Annotated in this window: 14 protein-coding genes; 11 read left to right on the plus strand and 3 right to left on the minus strand. The window is 60.2% G+C overall.

Annotated features, from left to right (window positions below):
- Positions 1-134: 134 nt before the first annotated feature.
- Positions 135-539, minus strand: a complete 405-nt coding sequence (locus tag NYE40_RS01555) for a type II toxin-antitoxin system death-on-curing family toxin (RefSeq protein WP_084137364.1) — start codon at positions 537-539, stop codon at positions 135-137.
- Positions 536-799, minus strand: a complete 264-nt coding sequence (locus tag NYE40_RS01560; protein WP_028599308.1) for an AbrB family transcriptional regulator — start codon at positions 797-799, stop codon at positions 536-538. The genes NYE40_RS01555 and NYE40_RS01560 overlap by 4 nt, the downstream gene beginning before the upstream one ends.
- Before the next feature lie 211 nt (positions 800-1,010).
- On the opposite strand from NYE40_RS01560, the gene NYE40_RS01565 reads away from it, so the two are divergent.
- The 10 genes from NYE40_RS01565 to NYE40_RS01610 all read left to right on the plus strand — a co-directional run bounded on the left by NYE40_RS01565 (position 1,011) and on the right by NYE40_RS01610 (position 13,363).
- A complete protein-coding gene (locus NYE40_RS01565; protein WP_180968425.1) occupies positions 1,011-2,741 on the plus strand; it encodes a histidine kinase in 1,731 nt (576 codons plus the stop codon).
- Positions 2,738-3,787, plus strand: coding sequence for a response regulator (locus NYE40_RS01570; RefSeq protein WP_101808374.1), 1,050 nt, complete (start codon positions 2,738-2,740; stop codon positions 3,785-3,787). The genes NYE40_RS01565 and NYE40_RS01570 overlap by 4 nt, the downstream gene beginning before the upstream one ends.
- Before the next feature lie 128 nt (positions 3,788-3,915).
- Positions 3,916-5,622 carry an extracellular solute-binding protein gene (locus NYE40_RS01575; protein ID WP_028599311.1) on the plus strand — a complete coding sequence of 569 codons (1,707 nt, stop codon included), beginning with the start codon at positions 3,916-3,918 and terminating at the stop codon, positions 5,620-5,622.
- 91 nt (positions 5,623-5,713) lie between these two features.
- The gene (locus NYE40_RS01580) at positions 5,714-6,604 is read left to right on the plus strand and encodes an ABC transporter permease subunit (protein WP_028599312.1); all 891 of its coding nucleotides are present in this window, start codon (positions 5,714-5,716) and stop codon (positions 6,602-6,604) included.
- A gap of 14 nt (positions 6,605-6,618) precedes the next feature.
- Positions 6,619-7,506 carry a carbohydrate ABC transporter permease gene (locus tag NYE40_RS01585; RefSeq protein ID WP_028599313.1) on the plus strand — a complete coding sequence of 296 codons (888 nt, stop codon included), beginning with the start codon at positions 6,619-6,621 and terminating at the stop codon, positions 7,504-7,506.
- 184 nt (positions 7,507-7,690) lie between these two features.
- Entirely contained in the window at positions 7,691-8,314 is a 624-nt protein-coding gene (locus NYE40_RS01590) for an NAD(P)H oxidoreductase (protein ID WP_339279209.1), read from the plus strand.
- A gap of 299 nt (positions 8,315-8,613) precedes the next feature.
- Positions 8,614-10,746: a pectate lyase gene (locus NYE40_RS01595; RefSeq protein ID WP_028599314.1), complete on the plus strand. Its 2,133-nt coding sequence runs from the start codon at positions 8,614-8,616 to the stop codon at positions 10,744-10,746.
- A gap of 140 nt (positions 10,747-10,886) precedes the next feature.
- Positions 10,887-11,636: a DUF3800 domain-containing protein gene (locus tag NYE40_RS01600; RefSeq protein WP_153782594.1), complete on the plus strand. Its 750-nt coding sequence runs from the start codon at positions 10,887-10,889 to the stop codon at positions 11,634-11,636.
- A 306-nt stretch (positions 11,637-11,942) separates the two neighbouring features.
- On the plus strand, positions 11,943-12,785 hold the full coding sequence (locus NYE40_RS01605) for an aldo/keto reductase (protein WP_339279210.1): 843 nt from the start codon (positions 11,943-11,945) through the stop codon (positions 12,783-12,785).
- Between the two features lie 131 nt (positions 12,786-12,916).
- Positions 12,917-13,363 (plus strand): SRPBCC family protein, encoded by a 447-nt coding sequence (locus NYE40_RS01610; protein ID WP_028599316.1) that lies wholly within the window; start codon positions 12,917-12,919, stop codon positions 13,361-13,363.
- A gap of 104 nt (positions 13,364-13,467) precedes the next feature.
- On the opposite strand, the gene NYE40_RS01615 is transcribed toward NYE40_RS01610, so the two are convergent.
- Positions 13,468-13,824, minus strand: a complete 357-nt coding sequence (locus NYE40_RS01615; protein ID WP_101809388.1) for a DUF2500 domain-containing protein — start codon at positions 13,822-13,824, stop codon at positions 13,468-13,470.
- Between the two features lie 670 nt (positions 13,825-14,494).
- Here NYE40_RS01615 and NYE40_RS01620 point away from each other — a divergent pair.
- Positions 14,495-15,106, plus strand: coding sequence for a YdhK family protein (locus tag NYE40_RS01620; RefSeq protein ID WP_028599318.1), 612 nt, complete (start codon positions 14,495-14,497; stop codon positions 15,104-15,106).
- Positions 15,107-15,154 lie beyond the last annotated feature (48 nt).

Genomic DNA, 15,154 nt, shown 5'->3' on the forward strand with positions numbered 1-15,154 from the left:
TTTGTCTCGGCCTTCACCTGGATGGGCATAGGCAAAAACAATACAGAGGGTGCTTCAAAGCCAAGGCTTTGAGGCACCCTCTGTAGCATTCGGAAGAGCCCTTCGCCGAGGGCTCTAAAGAACGATGAGTAAGATCATTCAGGCATTGGGACGCAATGCGCCTCGATGATTGCAGCTGCATGGTGACGGTCGAATCGATGATTGACCATATCCACCGTAAAATCCTCGGCTTCTTTTGCGTCCATTATAAATTGCTGTTGGTTGTAACGAAGAGAAATCACCATGGCCGTAAATGCCGTACGTTTATTCGCATTATGAAAGGGATGGTTTTGTCCAAGCGACTCGAACAAGGCTGCTGCATTATCGAAAATCGTTGGATAAGCATCTTGGCCCAAAACAGATGTTTGAGGACGATGAAAGGCTGACTCGAGCAATCCAGCTTCTTTGACGCCCACTTGTTCGCCCGGACTGTAAACCCGAATCATCGCTACATTAATGGCGATCGCTTCCGTGACTGAAAGATAGCGAATCGGAGTCATCTGTCCTTAAGTCCATGAAGCGTCTTGTCGTACTGCTCCATAACTTCGGATAGAGTATCCATGAAGTCTGCGCTGATTCCCTCAGGCAGAGAGACTTTGGTTGATTTCCTAATCTTGATTTCACCTGTAGCGGGACTCACTTCAATGCTGACCAGATCGCCCTGCTCCGCTCCGATCTGCTTCAGCGCTTCAGTCAGCGTCAAGCCAAGGCTGTTGCCGATTCGGGTCACTTTTCGTTCCATTTCAACCACCCTGTTCATGGAAATCCCTCCTTAGGAGTATATTCAACTGTTATAACAATTATACAACAATGGAATAGATGTTCAATGACAACGTCCCCAGTATCTCCCTGATCTCTCTGCCGTCCGCCAGGCAGGAGTTGCCGCGCGAACCGCGAATTCAAGGGTATCCTTTTCGCGAGGTGACGCCATGCTCGATCTGCGCCGGATGTTCGTCGAGGAAGACAGCAGGATGAGCCGGTGGTTCAGGTTCTCCTCCCTGCGCAAGCGGATCATGCTGTTTCTGATCGTCGGCTTCGCATGCTTCGCCATGCTGATGGCCGCGGTGTCCTACAATGCGATCTATACGATGCAGCGCGACAAGATCAAGACGTCCATGGCGTTCAATCTGTATCAGCAAAGCAGCAAGCTGAACCAGCTCTACAGCCATCTGCTCCAGGTCACGCAGCAGATGGCGCCGGAAGGCACGGTCGGCAACCTGACGGAGGCGTACCTCGCCGCGCCCGACTCCTACCGGCAGCTGCTCCTCTCGCGGGACATCGCCTACAATATCGGCCTGATCACCTTCTCCAACCCGTCCATGGAGCTGGTCATGTACTACGACGAGGCGAAAGGCCAGGCCTCCTACTCCAACCTCCCGCTTCGCGAAAGCTTCCATCTGAGCGCGCTGCCCGATGCGGCCGCCTCGGCAGGGATCGCCTATCAATCTCCCCATCTCTCGATGTGCCGGTTCAGCGACGATCAAGTCGTATCGGTGACGCGGGAAATCCGATTCTCCGACGGGACGGAGCGCGTCGTCTATGTCGAAGCCAGAGCCGAAATCATCACCGACATGAAAACGCTTACAGACAACTTGGACCTGCCGTACATCCTGCTCGTCGCCGATGCCGCGGGCAAGGTGACCTACAGCAGCGCTCCGAATGCCTACGCCGCCGGAGCGAGCCTGCAGCTGAACGGAGAATCCGGCATGACGGACGGCTACGTCTGGAACCGGGTACAGGGCGAGTACGGCTATGACCTGGCGCTGCTGCTTCCCGTATCGAGCTACAACCGCGAGCTGTATGCCTGGAAAAACCACATGCTCTGGATCGTCTGCGCCGCCCTGCTGACGATGCTCCTGCTCATGCTGCTGCTGCGCCGGCTGATCAATCGGCCGTTCCGCTTGATCGAGAAGGAAATGAAGACGTTCGGCAAAGGCTACATGGGCACCCGGACGGTCCATACGGGCATGCTGGAGTTCGACCGCATCTTCGACCAGTTCAACGTCATGAAGCGGCAGATCCAGCAGCTGATGATGGAGGCGGAGCAGAAGGAAAAGCGCCGGCATCAGCTGGAGCTGGAGAAGCTCGCCAGCCAGATCAACCCGCATTTTCTGATGAATACGCTGAACTCCATGCGCTGGCTGGCGGCGCTGCACAAGCAGGAGGAGATCGAGAAGTTCGCGGCGGCGCTGATCGCGCTGCTCAGCTACAACCTGGGCAAGTCGAATGAAGCGGCTACGCTGCGATCGGAGCTGCAGGTCATGGCGACGTACCTGGAGCTGCAGCAGATGCGCTACGACTTCGAGGTGAGGCTGGACGTCGCCGAAGGCGGCTACCTGGACTGCCCCGTCGCCCGCTTCATCCTGCAGCCGATCGTGGAGAACGCCGTCTGCCACGGCATCGACGACAACGGGAGGCTGGACATCGTCGTTCGTCCCGATCCGTCGACGGAGACGGTCGCCATCGTCATCCGCGACGACGGCAAGGGGCTGAGCCGCGAGACGCTGGAGCTGCTGCAGCGCGAGACGCCGGACGAGCGGCAGGCAGGATGGGGCATTGGCTTGCGCTATGTCCGCTCGATGCTGGAATCGTTCTACGGCTTCAAGGCGCGCCTGACGATCGAGGGCGGCCCGAACGAGGGCACGACGGTGACGCTGCTGCTGCCCTATTCCCTTCCCCAAGCAAAGGAGCGAGCGATATGATCCGGGTGCTGATCGTCGACGACGACAAGCTGGCGCGCAAGGGCTTGATCTCCATCCTGCCCTGGTCCCGGCATGGCATGACCGTAGTGGGAGAGGCGGCGAACGGCGCGAAGGCGCTGGAGTTCATGGAACGGCAGGAGGTGGATCTGCTGTTCGTCGACCTCTCCATGCCGGTCATGTCCGGCCTGGAGCTGCTGCGCATCGTCCAGAGCCGCTTCCCGGACGTGCGGTCGGTCGTGCTGTCTTTTCACGAGGAGTTCGAAAGCGTGCAGACGGCGTACCGGCTGGGCGTGCTGGACTATCTGTCGAAGGTCCGGCTGGAATCCGAGGACGACGAGCAGATCCTGCAGCGGATCGGCGAGCGGCTCGCAAGCGAGACGCCGCGCTCTGCTCCTGCCGCGGCCGCTCCCGGCAGCGTCCCTCCTCCCGCGGAGGAGGACTGGAGCGCGCTCGAGGCTCAGTGGCGCTCGCTGCACTGGCTGTACAGCGAGGCGCTGTTCCAGCGCCTCTGCCAGCGGACGGCGGAGGCAGGCGTGTCCGTGCACCGGCTGGCCGGGCTGTTTCCCCGCATCCTCGCGCCGCTGGAGAACGTCCATGCGCCGGACTTCGGGCGGCTGGCGGAAGCGGGCGACGTCGCCGCCGCCCTGCAGTGGATGCGTGACTGCCGCTCGGTGATCTACGCTCAGGTCGCGGCGGCCTCCGACGGCGCCACGACGATGGAGAGCATGCTGAAGGCCGTCCTGTTCATCCGGGAGCGGGCTACCGGCGCGCTGCATGCCGAAGACGCGGCCGAGCATGTGCATATGAGCCGCAGCTACTTTTGCCAATGCTTCAAGAAATGGACCGGCTCGACGTTCAACGAGTACTTGCGGCAGGAGCGGATCCGCGCCGCCGAGCGGCTGCTGTGCGAGACGAACCGCTCCATCGGCTGGATCGCCAATGCGGTCGGCTACAGCGATTCCAAATATTTCTCCCAGCTTTTTCACGAACAGACGTCGCTGCTGCCGTCGGAATTCCGCGCCCAGCACCACAAGGGGGAGGAATGATCGCTGCGGACGAAACATCTGACCGCCCCTGCCGCAGAGGCCGCCGAAAAAGGCGGCACAGCTCCCCGACTTTTGTGAAGCGCTTTCATATTACAATGGGAAAGCACCGATTCAAGGGGAGGGATCTTATGAAACGAACGATGGCCACGATGCTGGCCGCCTTCATGCTGGGGCTAAGCCTGACCGCCTGCTCATCTTCCAACTCGACGAATACGGACGCGCAGGCGCCCGCGGAATCGTCCGGCCCGGCGCTGTCGGGAGACGATCTGGCGTTCTACCGATTCCCGGAGCCGGTCGACGTCCATATCGGCATGCCGGTCGATCCGACCGACAAGACGCTGCCGGCGGGCGACAGCGTCAGCAACAACCAGTACACGCGCTACCTGAAGGAAAAGTACAACATCAACGTCATCGTGGACTGGACGGCGGCGACCGGCAACGACTTCAAGCAGAAGGTGAGCCTGACGATCGCCTCCGGCAAGCTACCGGACGGCATGGTCGTCGACGACCGCTCGTTCATGACGAAGGCGGCCAGCTCCGGCTTGCTCTACGACATCACCGACCTGTTCCAGCAATACCAGTCGACTCAGGTGAAGGACATCATGGAGAGCACCGGCGGCCGCGCCATGGATAACGCCAGCTACAAGGGCCGGATGGTCTCGCTGCCCAACATTACCGTTGACACCGACGGCGTCCACCTGCTCTGGATCCGCAAGGACTGGCTCGACAAGCTCGGGCTGCCGGTGCCGAAAACGCTGGCCGACATCGAGAAGACCGCCCAGGCGTTCAAGGACGGCAAGCTCGGCGGCGCGAACACGATCGGCATCGCCGGACCGTCGAAAAACACGTTCCCTTACGCTACCTTCCTCACCTCGTCCAACAACCTGGGAGGATTCGATCCGCTGTTCGGCGCGAAGGACGCCTACCCGGGGTACTGGCTCGACAACGGCGACGGCTCGGTGACGTACGGAACCTTGACGGAGCAGACCAAGGAAACGCTGGCGACGCTGGCCGACTGGTACAAAAAAGGGCTGATCGATCCCGAGGCCGGCACCCGCGACAACGTCGGCGATCCGATCAACGCGAACCAGACGGGCATCTTCTTCGGCCCTTGGTGGAGCGGCGGCTACGGCAACGGCGATTCGTTCAAGAACGATCCGACGGCCAACTGGCAGGCCTATCCCGTCTACACCGACGACGGCAAGTGGAACGCGCATATGAAGACGACCGGCAGCACCTATACGCTCATCAGCAAAAACGCCAAGCCCGATGTCGTCAAGGCGATCCTCATCATGAACAACGCGCTCGTCCGCGACGAGGCGACGTTCGACCTGTCGGTAGCGGTCGGCTGGTATCCGCTGCGCAACGTCATGGCAGCGGCCAACGAGACGGAGTACGAATACGCCGAGCTGCTCAAGGTGCTCAAGGGCGAGACGCAGGCCGAGGACTACAACGTGCCGAACAGCCTGTACAAGCTGATGTACGCCGACGCCAAAAAAGTGAAGGACGTCATCAAGCCGCCCTATGACGAGCTGAACGTCAGCAACTTCAATACGGCGAACTTCGGCGACTTCCAGCGCCTCTACTCGCTGCTGATCGGCGATCGTCCGTTCTCGACCGTGCCGATCGACAAAAAGGTGTTCAGCGTCACCTACAACCAGACGCCGACGATGGAGACGAAGTGGGCCAACCTCAAGAAGCTGGAGGACGAGACGGTGCTGAAAATCATTCTGGGCCAGGCGCCGATCGATTCCTTCGACAAGTTCGTGAAGGACTGGAAAGCTCAAGGCGGAGACGAGATCACGGCCGAGGTCGCCGAGCTGCTGAAAAAATAACGAGTCGCCGGCCAGCGGCTCCGGCTGCCTGCAAAAAGGCGGCCGGAGCCTGCGGCAAGCCGGCGAGTCCGTGAAGGGGGGATCGGCGGCCATGAGAAGAATGAACGTCGAGAAGCATTACTATCTGATGCTGCTGCCGGGGATGGTCTGGCTCGTCCTGTTCAGCATCGTGCCGATGGCCGGCATCGTGATGGCGTTCCAGAACTACAATCCGGGGGCGGGCCTGCTGAAGTCGCCGTGGGTCGGGCTGGACAACTTCCGGTACATGTTCCAGCTGAGCGACAGCCGGACGGTCATCGTCAATACGTTCATCATCGCCATCGGAAAAATCGTGCTCAATCTGATCATTCCGCTCGTCTTCGCGATCCTGCTGAACGAGCTTCGGCATCTGCGCTTCAAAAAGCTCGTGCAGACGGTCGCCTACCTGCCGCACTTCCTGTCCTGGGTCATCATGGCGACGATCGTCATCGGCATCTTCGGCTATTACGGCGTCGTCAACACGGTGCTCGGCATGTTCGGCGTGAGTCCGCAGCTGTTCATGGCGGATGCCGGCATCTTCCGCCAGCTGCTGGTCGGCACCGACGTGTGGAAGGAGTTCGGCTACAACGCCATCATCTACCTGGCGGCGCTGACCGGCATCAACCTCAACCTATACGAGGCGGCCGCGATCGACGGCGCCAGCCGCTGGCAGCTGATCCGGAACGTGACGCTGCCCGCGATGACGACGACGGTCGTCCTGCTCGGCGTGCTCAGCCTCGGCAACGTGCTCAACGCCGGGTTCGACCAGGTGTACAACCTGTACAATCCGCTCGTCTACTCGACCGGGGACATCCTCGACACGTGGGTATACCGCCTCGGCCTGCAGAACCTGCAATTCTCGCTGGCGACGGCGGCGGGACTGTTCAAGTCGGCCATCAGCTTCGTGCTGATCGTCGTCTCGTACCGGCTGGCCTACCGCTATGCGGATTACACGGTGTTCTAAGGGAGGGAGACGGCATGGTCCAAAGCAAGACATTCGGCTCGAGGGCGTTCGACGGCGCCAATTACGTGCTGCTCGCCCTTCTGCTGTTCAGCTGCCTGTATCCGCTCTGGTATACGTTCTGCGTATCGATCTCCGACAAGGCCGCCGCCAACGCGGGCCTCGTGACGATCTATCCGATCGGCTTCTCCTTGGCGTCCTACAAGGAAATTCTAGGCGACGCGCTGTTCTTCAACTCGTTCTGGATCTCCATCCAGCGCACCGTGCTCGGCACGGGGCTGTCGCTGTTCGTATCGGTGCTGATGGCTTACCCGCTAGCCAGGCCCTCCCGGGAATTCCGGCTGCGCAACGTGTTCATGTGGATCCTCGTGTTCTGCATGCTGTTCAGCGGCGGACTGATCCCGTGGTATCTGACCGTCCAGAGCTACGGCCTGATCAACTCGATCTGGGCGCTCGTGCTGGCCGGAGGCTTGCCGGTGTTCAACGTCATCCTCATCATGAACTTTTTCCGCAACCTGCCCAAGGAGCTGAACGAAGCCGCCGTCGTCGACGGCGCCGGCCCGTGGGCGATCCTGTTCCGCGTCTATCTGCCGTGCTCGATTCCCGTGCTGGCGGCCGTGGCGCTGTTCATCGGCGTGTACCATTGGAACGAGTTTTTCAACGGGCTCGTGCTGATGAACACCTCCGACAAGTACCCGCTGCAGACGTACATCCAGCAGCTGGTCGTCAACATCCCGACCGGGACGAACCTGACGCCCGACCAGTACAAGAAGCTGTCGGAGCTGTCCAACCGGACGCTGAACTCGGCCAAGGTGTTCATCGCGATGGTGCCGATGCTGATCGTCTATCCGTTCCTGCAGAAATATTTCGTGTCGGGCATCATGCTCGGAGCGGTGAAGGAGTAGGACTCGGTCCTACTCCTTTCTTTTCGTTTGAAAGTCGCCCCGAATGAACTTCTCTCCCCATTCGCATAGCTGGTCCAAAATGCCGCTGAGCGATTGTCCAAGCTCGGTCATCTCATAGACGACCCCTGATCTCATTATATGAATCATACTCTACCTATTCCAGATTTGGTCAGGAGGAGAGGCAATGGCTCAGAACGTACTGATTGTAACGGCCCATCCGAGAAGCGGCTCGCTTACGTTTGCGGTGACGGAGCGGTTCAAGCAAGGCCTGCTGGACGCAGGGCACTCGGCGGAGGTGCTCGATCTTCATCGCAGCGGCTTCGATCCGGTGCTGCGGGAGGAGGATGAGCCCGACTGGTCGAACGGGAGCAAGAAATACTCCGCCGAGGCGGAAGCGGAGATGGAGCGGATGAGGCGGCATGATGCGCTCGCCTACATCTTCCCCATCTGGTGGTATGGCCTGCCGGCCATGCTGAAGGGATATATCGACCGCGTCTGGAACTACGGCTTCGCTTACGGCGCCTCCAAGCTTCCGCATCAGCGCGTGCTGTGGATCGGGCTGGCGGCGGCCACGCAGGAGCAGCTCCGGAAGAGGGGCTTTGACGAGATGATCGGCCACCAGCTCAATGTCGGTCTGGCCCATTACTCCGGCATAGCCGAGTCCAGGCTGGAGATCCTGTACGATACGCTCAGCTCCGATCAAGCGTACATGGAGAAGCTGCTGGACGATGCGCATGAGCTGGGCGTCCATTATGACCAGTGGCATGCGGAGCATGCCGCGAGGTTCAAGGTCGGGACGGAAATCTGATGCGAAGCCATGAACCGGAACTTCCGGTTCATGGCTTTTGCGGTTATTCCGATAATCATCGACTCAGTTCTACGATAGGAAGCGGCAAATCCCAGCAAATGATTGTTTCGCAACCTGGAGTCGGGAAGGTAAGGTGAAGAAGCTTTCGAGAGCTTCTGTCGGGAGCCGATTCTAGAGTCCGCATCCGGAGGGGAGAGGAGGACAGGCGAAGCGATTTTATTGAAAGCGGTTGCATTCATTCGAGAACGGCAGCGAAGCGGCATCGGCCGAAATCCTGCATGAATTCAGGAGGGATTCCATTGAAGAAAAGAATCATCCGCTTGGCCTGCGTGGCTCTGGCGGCAGCGCTGCTGCTGACGATCCTGTCCGGCGGAAGGGCCGCCACGATCCATGCTGCCGGCCTGGCGATCACGAGCGCAGGGGGCTGGAACGAGACGGCCTATGTGGAATGGACGCCGGAGAGCGGGGCGACGGGCTACCAGGTCTACGTCAAGCCGGCCGGCGCCGCCGACGCCCAGTACCGCCAGCTCGACAACGAGCTGATCCGCCGCTACCCGTCCTATTGGCGGGCCGACGCCGTAGGGCTGGCCGCGGGATCGTATGTCCTGAAGGTCGAAGCGCTGCTGTCCGGCGGCGGAAGGACCAGCGTCGTCACCGGCGCGCTGCCGGTAGCGGCCCACGACCGCTCCGGATTCGCTTTTGCCCCGGGCTCGGCCTATGGCACCGGATCGGGCGCCTACAACGAGGACGGCACGCTCCGGGCAGGAGCGAAGGTGCTGTATGTCACCTCTGCGACGGCGCGGACGGTCGAGCTCGATGTCGTCACGAGCAGCTCCGGAGCGGTGCAGAAGGGCATCGGCATCGCCCAGATCATGGAGCTGAGGCAAAAAGGCTACGACAAGACGCCGCTGGCGGTCCGGATCGTCGGACAAATTACGGAGGGCGACATGAGCGGGCAGCTGAACGGCAGCGGCTACCTGCAGGTCAAGGGGAAAGCCGACTACGCCGAGCTGAACCTGACGATCGAAGGCATCGGGAAAGACGCCTCTGCCTACGGCTGGGGACTGCTGCTGCGTTCCGTCGGCAACGTCGAGGTCCGCAACATCGGCTGGATGCTGTTCCCCGACGACGGCATCTCGCTCGACACCGGCAACGCGAACGTGTGGGTGCATCATAACGATCTGTTCTACGGCAAGGCCGGCAGCGATGCCGATCAGGCCAAGGGCGACGGCTCGACCGATCTCAAGAAGGGCTCGACGCACATTACAATCTCGTACAACCACTATTGGGACTCCGGGAAAGCCTCCCTCGTCGGCTTGAGCGAGACGGCGGAATTCTTCGCCACCTTCCACCACAACTGGTTCGATCATTCCGACTCCCGCCATCCGCGCATCCGCGTCGCCTCCGTCCATATCTACAACAACTTCTTCGACGGAATCTCCAAGTACGGCGTAGGCGTGACGACGGGGGCTTCGGCCTTCGTCGAAGCGAACTATTTCCGGCACGCCAAGCATCCGATGCTGAGCTCGCTGCAAGGCACCGACGCGCTTGGAGAAGGCACGTTCTCGGGCGAGAACGGCGGCATGATCAAGGCGTACGGCAACATCGTCGTCGACGCCGAGAGCTTGATCTACGCCAACTCCGACGCGGGCACGGCTCCGGCCCATGCCTCCTCGTTCGACGCTTATCTCGCATCGGCGCGGAGCGAGGCGGTTCCGGCAGCCTACAAGGCGCTCAAGGGCGGCACGCCGTACAACAACTTCGATACCCGGATCGCGACCGGAGCCGACGCCTCCGACGTCGATCCCGCCGGCCAGGTCGAGGCGATCGTGACGGCAGAGGCCGGACGCCTCGGCGGCGGCGACTTCGCGTGGACGTTCAACGATGCGGCGGATGATACGTCCTATGCGGTCCTTGCGCCGCTGATGGCCAAGATCGTCTCGTATCGGACGCAGCTCGTCTCGGTCGGAGGGAACGCGAGCCCGGCCACCCCGACCCCATCTCCGACCGCGAGTCCGACGGCGGCTCCAACGGCTACGCCAACGGCCACGCCGACGCCGACGTCCGGACCGACCGCGACTCCTGGTGCAGGAGTCCGCGTGCATAACTTTACGGCCGACGGCCTGACCAGCTCCTTCTTCGCGATTCAGGGCAGCCTGTCGTCGACGAAGGGCACGGTGATCTACGACGGCCTGACGCTGACGAGCTGCTTGAAGATGGAAAGCTCGACCTCGATCTCGTTCACGGCCGCGACGGCTTCGACGCTGACGCTCGTCTTCAATTCGCCCGACGGGACGAAGGTCAATATCGACGGCGCGGCGCATGCGATGACGAACGGGACCGTCAGCGTCGCCCTGTCCGCGGGCGCGCACAGCATCTCGAAAAACGCGGTCGCCAACCTGTACTACATGAAGCTGGTTCCTTCTTCGTGACGAAAGCCGGCTGCACGAGCATGCCAAAGCCATGGACCGGTTCCGGTCCATGGCTTGTTGCGGTCTGGCTTTTAAATTATCTTTGAGTCTTTTGGCATATATAGTAATCTAAGGGTATAAAGGTCTAACGGAGGAGTTTCATGCTGGCGTATGTTGATGAAAGCGGCTTCCCCCATCCTAATGATGAAACAAAACATCCCGTGCTGGCTGCCGTATGCATCCCTAAGGATGAAGTGAGAATGATCATGCAACGAATGTATGCCCTTAAAATGGAGTTATACGGACGTCAAGATGTTGAACTTAAAGCCGTAAATGTCCTTAAGCCGAAGTCAATGACTAAAAACGTTACTAATAAAGCTTTTGCTGATCGAGTCGTTGCCGAAGTTCTCTGCACGATTTTGAACTTGAAAGTTTTTGCGATCGTCATGGACAAGCCTGAAACACCACTCGAAATAGAGAGAGGGACGTTTCCTAATCATTACAGGTTCTTGCTTCAGCGAATAAACGGATATTCCCATATGCGAGGGAAGAAGTGCATCGTTGCTTTTGATTCCCAGGATGAGGGAAACGACATGTTGATCTCTCATAAAATGAAGAACTATTTATTCCGTTCCGGAGAAGGAATCAGCTGCACCTCGATTGTGGAATCTGCCTTTTTTGTGAGTTCAAAAGTAGAAGAAGGGATACAGCTTGCTGATTTATGCGCGGGCGTCATTCGAAAATACCATGAGTTGTGTGTGGGAGCGGCAACAATGGATCCGTTCTCGACGTGGATCAATGAGCTGTACGCTAAGATTCAGTCACGCACTTGTTTAGTTCCCTCGCCTCACGGCGATCAACAATTGCATGGGATCTACAAAATGCCTTATCGTCTGCTGGCTCGCGGGTAGCATAACTTTATTCCAAGCGGGGTATAGATAGAGTGAGACTGGTGTTGTGGTTCCGGCTAGGAGCCGCCTCGTGCTGGTCTCGTTTTTTGTAAAAGGTTGACATTGTTCTCTCATGATATATAATCAAGCTCAAAGACTGGCGTTGTGGTTCTGACTAGGAGCTGCCTCGTGCTGGTCTTGTTTTTGTTTTTAGACTTATTCAGAAGAGCAGCCTGAAGAATATAGAGAATGAGCGCCGGTTCGTTCCGAGCGGAAGCGCTTCGGGTATATACTAGATTCAGAAACGGAAAAAGGGAGGCGATAGACATGCAAGAGACGATTCCGCAGCGAGAACTCAACGACGGCCTCAAAGTGCCCGCCATCGGGCTTGGCACGTACAGCCTGCGGGGAGCCGAAGGCGCGAAGGCGATCGCCGGGGCGATCGACATCGGCTACCGGCTGCTCGATTCGGCGTTCAACTACGAGAACGAGGGGGCACTTGGCCAGGCGGTGCGCCTAAGCTCCGTGCCGCGGGAGGAGCTGCGCCTCTGCTCCAAGCTGCCGGGCCGCCGCCATGCCTACAAGGAGGCGCTGCTGACGGTCGAGGAGTCGCTCTATCGATCCGGCCTCGACTATTACGACCTTTATCTGATCCACTGGCCGAATCCGAAGCGGGACCGCTACGTCGAGGCTTGGCAGGCGCTGATCGAGGCGAAGAAAAGAGGGCATGTCCGCTCCATCGGCGTGTGCAACTTCCTGCCGGAGCATCTCGATCGGCTCGTCGCCGAGACGGGCGACGCCCCGAGCCTGAATCAGGTTGAGCTGCATCCGCTCTTCCAACAGCCGGAGCAGCGGGCCAAGGATGCCGAGCTCGGCATCGTGACGGAGTCGTGGAGCCCGCTCGGCCGCGACCATGACCTCGCCGGGCTGGAGCCGATCCGCAGCATCGCGGAGCAGGTCGGCAAGACGCCGACGCAGGTCGTGCTGCGCTGGCATGTGCAGCTCGGAGCGCTGCCGATTCCCAAAGCCGGCTCGGCCGAGCATCAGCGGGAAAATCTGGCGATCTTCGACTTCGAGCTGTCGGCGCAGCAGATGGAGGCGATCGGTACTCTCCATCGGCCGGACGGATGGCTGTGGGGCCAAGGCCCGGCGGAATACGAGGAATTCTGAGTCAGTGCGGCAGCTTGACGCGGGCGGCAGCGCTGTGTTAAACAGATGATAGCGCTTTCCATCTGTCATGCAACAGCTGCAGAGGCGAGGGAAGCCGGGAACCAACATGCCGACGGAAGGATGGATTCACCATGCCAAGCGGAACGCATCGCAGCGAGGTCAAGGCCAGTCTGGAGCAGGTCCAAGCCTTCATCCGCGATCCCGACCGATGGGAGCCGCTCATGCCGGGCTACATCAAGCACGAGATCGTCAGCGCGCGGGAGTCGGTCTGGACGTTCAAGGCCGATCTGGGCTTCACGAAAAAAGCCGTCGAGCTGAAGCTCGAGCTGGAGGAGGAAGCGGACCCGAGCCGGGTCGCCTTCCGCCTGACCGGCCTCTCCGATCCCGTCGAGGGCAGCGGCAGCTTCGAGGCTGCGGCCGCAGGCGCGGCGGCGAGCCTCGTCGGCAGCCTCGACATCAGCGGCAAGGGGCTCATGGCGATGATGATGAACAGCGTCATGAAGGAGTTCGTGCCGCGCGCGGTCGAGCAGCTGACCGCAGCGACGGCGGCCGCCATCGAGGAGCGGGCGGCAAGCTGACGCGAACGAAGCCGATCGGAAGAAAGAGAAAGACAGCCTACCCCGATGAGAGGGGCAGGCTGTCTTTTTGCGTTGGAATGGCCGATCGCAAGGGGTCTGCCTGGTCAGCTGCGCTCGAAGGCGACGATCCATTCGCCTTGCGTCTGCGCGTAGCCGACATCGCCCTCGGCGACAAGGCCGTACAGCTTTTTGACGTCGAGGAATTCCTTGCGCTCGCCGTTCTCGAACTCCAACGTGATGTAGTAGTCCGTGCGCGAGGAGCCCGACGTATGGAACTGATTGTCCGGGCCGTGGGAATGGCCGGAGCTATGATGTACTTCCATCCGCTTGGAGACGATGCGGGCGTGGACGGATTCGCGCGGCGAGCTGGCGTTCTGCGCGTAGCGGACGCCGCGCGCGATCATCGTGACGATGACGATGACGAACACGATGCCGATCAGCACCGGCACGAGCGTGAACATGAAGTTGAAGCCGGAGCCGGGACCGGCGACGGGGCCGAAGCCTCCATGCGAACCGAAGCTGGCTGGGGAGCCGAAGTCGATCTCCGGCGAGAAGCCGCTGTCGGGCTCGAAGCTGATGCGGGAGTCCGGTCCGAACTCGGGGCCAAAGCTCATTTCCATCTGCAGCGCCTCCTTTGGGATGATTGCTTCTAGGTGAGACGCAACGAGCAGGAGTGAAGTTTCAGAAATAGTTAAAAATGGATAAATGGAAATCTACACGGCATCTTCACAACCTCTCGGTACAGTAGAGGCAGGGCGAGGCGTCGGCGAAAATGGCCATCCAAGGCACAAATGTGTCTTGGACGGGGTTGGGCAGCGACGGAGTTGGCCAACCAAGGCACAAATGTGCCTTGGATGGGGTTGGGCAGCGATGGATTTGGCCAACCAAGGCACAAATGTGCCTTGGATGGGGTTGGGCAGCGACGGAATTGGCCATCCAAGGCACAAATGTGCCTTGGATGGGGTTGGGCAGCGACGGAATTGGCCATCCAAGGCACAAATGTGCCTTGGATGGCCGGCGGGGCAGTCGTCCGTATCGAGACTAGAGCGGATCGAGTACTGGAACGGCAAGGAAAAGGAGATACTTGCCTCTAGAAGAGCCTAGACAAGAAGCGAAGGAGGCGGCAGAAGCATGAGACGGATCGGAAAAGGACTGGCTGCGGCCGCAGTGCTGGCGGTCGTATTGGCCGGCTGCGGAGCCAAGAACGGAGGACATGAGGCCATGAACGTGGAAAACCACGGAGCGGCGAGCAATGCGGAGGGAAACACGGCGGCGCCGGGCGGGGAAGCGGCGAATTCCGCCCATGAAGGCATGCACCATGGCTCGGACGAGCTCCCGGACGACATGGTGGCGGCGCAAAACCCGGCATTCCCGGTCGGCAGCCGAGCCAAGCTGCAGGCCGGCCATATGCCGGGCATGGAAGGCGCGGAGGCGACGATCGCAGGCGCCTATGCGACGACGGTTTATTCCGTGTCCTACACGCCGACGACCGGCGGGGAACGGGTGACGAACCACGAGTGGGTCGTGCATGAGGAAATCGACGGCGCCGGTTCCGAGCCGTACAAGCCCGGCGACGAGGTCGTGCTGGATGCCGAGCATATGGCCGGCATGGACGGCGCCGTGGCGACGATCGATACGGCGGAGCAGACAACGGTGTACGCCGTGGACTATGTCCCTGTGGACGGCGGCGAGCCCGTCAAGAACCATAGGTGGGTGACGGAGAGCGAGTTGAAGGCGGAGTAGGCTACGGCGAAATGGATTGTATTGCAGCACTCGGCTCTGGGAGGAGCC

Source organism: Paenibacillus sp. FSL W8-1187, from assembly GCF_037965485.1.
Taxonomy (GTDB): domain Bacteria; phylum Bacillota; class Bacilli; order Paenibacillales; family Paenibacillaceae; genus Paenibacillus_O; species Paenibacillus_O pasadenensis.

What these genes read in the sequence shown, in the direction of transcription:
- NYE40_RS01555 (WP_084137364.1), bottom strand. Translation starts at nt 539, where the DNA reads ATGACTCCGATTCGCTATCTTTCAGTCACGGAAGCGATCGCCATTAAT.
- NYE40_RS01560 (WP_028599308.1), bottom strand. Translation starts at nt 799, where the DNA reads ATGAACAGGGTGGTTGAAATGGAACGAAAAGTGACCCGAATCGGCAAC.
- NYE40_RS01565 (WP_180968425.1), top strand. Translation starts at nt 1,011, where the DNA reads ATGAGCCGGTGGTTCAGGTTCTCCTCCCTGCGCAAGCGGATCATGCTG.
- NYE40_RS01570 (WP_101808374.1), top strand. Translation starts at nt 2,738, where the DNA reads ATGATCCGGGTGCTGATCGTCGACGACGACAAGCTGGCGCGCAAGGGC.
- NYE40_RS01575 (WP_028599311.1), top strand. Translation starts at nt 3,916, where the DNA reads ATGAAACGAACGATGGCCACGATGCTGGCCGCCTTCATGCTGGGGCTA.
- NYE40_RS01580 (WP_028599312.1), top strand. Translation starts at nt 5,714, where the DNA reads ATGAGAAGAATGAACGTCGAGAAGCATTACTATCTGATGCTGCTGCCG.
- NYE40_RS01585 (WP_028599313.1), top strand. Translation starts at nt 6,619, where the DNA reads ATGGTCCAAAGCAAGACATTCGGCTCGAGGGCGTTCGACGGCGCCAAT.
- NYE40_RS01590 (WP_339279209.1), top strand. Translation starts at nt 7,691, where the DNA reads ATGGCTCAGAACGTACTGATTGTAACGGCCCATCCGAGAAGCGGCTCG.
- NYE40_RS01600 (WP_153782594.1), top strand. Translation starts at nt 10,887, where the DNA reads ATGCTGGCGTATGTTGATGAAAGCGGCTTCCCCCATCCTAATGATGAA.
- NYE40_RS01605 (WP_339279210.1), top strand. Translation starts at nt 11,943, where the DNA reads ATGCAAGAGACGATTCCGCAGCGAGAACTCAACGACGGCCTCAAAGTG.
- NYE40_RS01610 (WP_028599316.1), top strand. Translation starts at nt 12,917, where the DNA reads ATGCCAAGCGGAACGCATCGCAGCGAGGTCAAGGCCAGTCTGGAGCAG.
- NYE40_RS01615 (WP_101809388.1), bottom strand. Translation starts at nt 13,824, where the DNA reads ATGTTCACGCTCGTGCCGGTGCTGATCGGCATCGTGTTCGTCATCGTC.
- NYE40_RS01620 (WP_028599318.1), top strand. Translation starts at nt 14,495, where the DNA reads ATGAGACGGATCGGAAAAGGACTGGCTGCGGCCGCAGTGCTGGCGGTC.